Raw genomic sequence first — 1,561 nt, 5'->3', positions numbered from 1 at the left:
GTGGTGCGGGCGTTGGTCATGGCCTGGGTGAGGCTGGGGGTGGGCGCGGTGGGGGTGGGCGTGTCCTGGCGCAGGAGGCGCAGCATGGTGCGCAGGTCGGACACCGACCGATGCCCCATGACCATCACGTCCTCCAGGGCGCTTTTCACGCGCCGCTTGCGCAGGGGCTCGCCCAGGGCCTGCTGGGCGAGAAGCACCATCTGGGTGTTGGCGCGGGCGAGGGTGTCGTGCAGGTCCCGCGCGATGGCCGTGCGCTGCGCGCCCAGAGCCGCCAGGCGCTCCGCCTCCATCCGCTCCATCTGCGCGCGGAAGTAGAGCAGGGCCATTCCCACGCTCGCCGAACCGCTGAGCATGACCGGCGCCTGGAGGATCGAGTAGGTGCCGGCACCGCCCGCCTGCGCGCGGAGGACGATGTCGAGGCAGGAGACAACCACGATGAGGGCCACTTGGCGGAAGCGCCTGACGGGGATGAGGAGCGCGGGGCTGAGGAATCCCGCTGCCTCGAGGGGGGCCGCGAGCAATGCGTAGGGCGCGATGGCGATCCCCGCGGTCAGGGTGATCGGAACGCCCCAGGGGAGGCGGTCGATGAGGAGGAGGCAGGCGACCGCCAGGATGCTCGTGACGATTGTGAGGCCGTGGAGGTAGGTGACGAGGGAAGTCGCTTGGAACAAGATGAACGTTAACACGACGACCAGGCGCAGGACGCCGCGTGTCTGCGGCTGACCGGGGGTCAGCAGGCGCAGGAACCTCATGAGAAGCCGTTCGCGAGGCCCCGGCGATGCGCCTCGACGACGATCTCCAGCCTGCTCGCGACATTCATCTTCCGCATGATCGCCGAGACGTGGGTCTTCACCGTGGTCTCGGCGACATTGAGGCGGCGGGCGATCTGATGGTTGGAGCGCGCCTGGCACAGGAGCGCGAGGACCTCCTTCTCCCGGTCGGAGAGGTCGAGCTCCTCCGCGGCCTGCGTCTTCGGGGGCTGGCCGGAGATGTAGCGGTCGAGGATCCTGCTCGTGGGGCCCGGGGAGAGGACCTTGCCGCCCTCGTGGATCGTGCGGATCGCGGCGGTCAGCTCGGCCGGGGGCGTCGTCTTGAGGAGGAAGCCGGAGGCGCCCGCGGCCAGCCCCCCGTCGAGGAAGGTGTCATCGTCGAAGGTCGTCAGGATGAGCACGCTCGTGGCCGGGGCGATCTCCCGAATGCGCCGAGTGGCCGTCACCCCGTCGAGGATGGGCATCTGCACATCCATGAGGACCACATCGACGGTGCGCTCGTGGACGATGCTCACCGCGTCCGCGCCGTTCTCCGCCGTGGCGATCACCTCGATCCCGGGCTCGCCCCTCAGGACGCCGGCGATGGCGTCGCGCACGATGGGGTCGTCGTCGACGACGATGATGCGGATCTCACGGTCAGTGGCTGAGGGGGGCATGGCTCGTCTCCAGGGTGAGTGGGAGGGTGAGTGTGAGGGTCCAGTGGTGGTCGGTGGTGGTGTGGGTGAGGGTTCCGTCGAGGGCGGTGGCGCGCTCGTGGAGTCCGATGAGTCCGAGTCCTGAGGTCAGGGCGG

The 1,561-nt window shown here is 69.4% G+C and carries 2 protein-coding genes; both read right to left on the bottom strand.

Annotation, left to right across the window (positions count from 1 at the left end; genetic code table 11):
• On the bottom strand, positions 1-752 hold a 752-nt coding region (locus B1H55_RS11980), incomplete at its 3' end, for a histidine kinase (RefSeq protein ID WP_205635529.1).
• Complete coding sequence (locus B1H55_RS11975; RefSeq protein WP_077240722.1) at positions 749-1,426, bottom strand: response regulator transcription factor; 678 nt, start codon at positions 1,424-1,426, stop codon at positions 749-751. The genes B1H55_RS11975 and B1H55_RS11980, both read right to left, overlap by 4 nt.
• Between the last annotated feature and the right edge of the window lie 135 nt (positions 1,427-1,561).

Origin of the sequence: Actinomyces denticolens (assembly GCF_002072185.1) — a bacterium.
GTDB lineage: Bacteria > Actinomycetota > Actinomycetes > Actinomycetales > Actinomycetaceae > Actinomyces > Actinomyces denticolens.
This window is presented reverse-complemented; position numbering and strand designations above follow the sequence as displayed.

Coding starts and splice junctions, on each gene's coding strand:
- B1H55_RS11975 (WP_077240722.1), bottom strand. CDS start 1,426: ATGCCCCCCTCAGCCACTGACCGTGAGATCCGCATCATCGTCGTCGAC.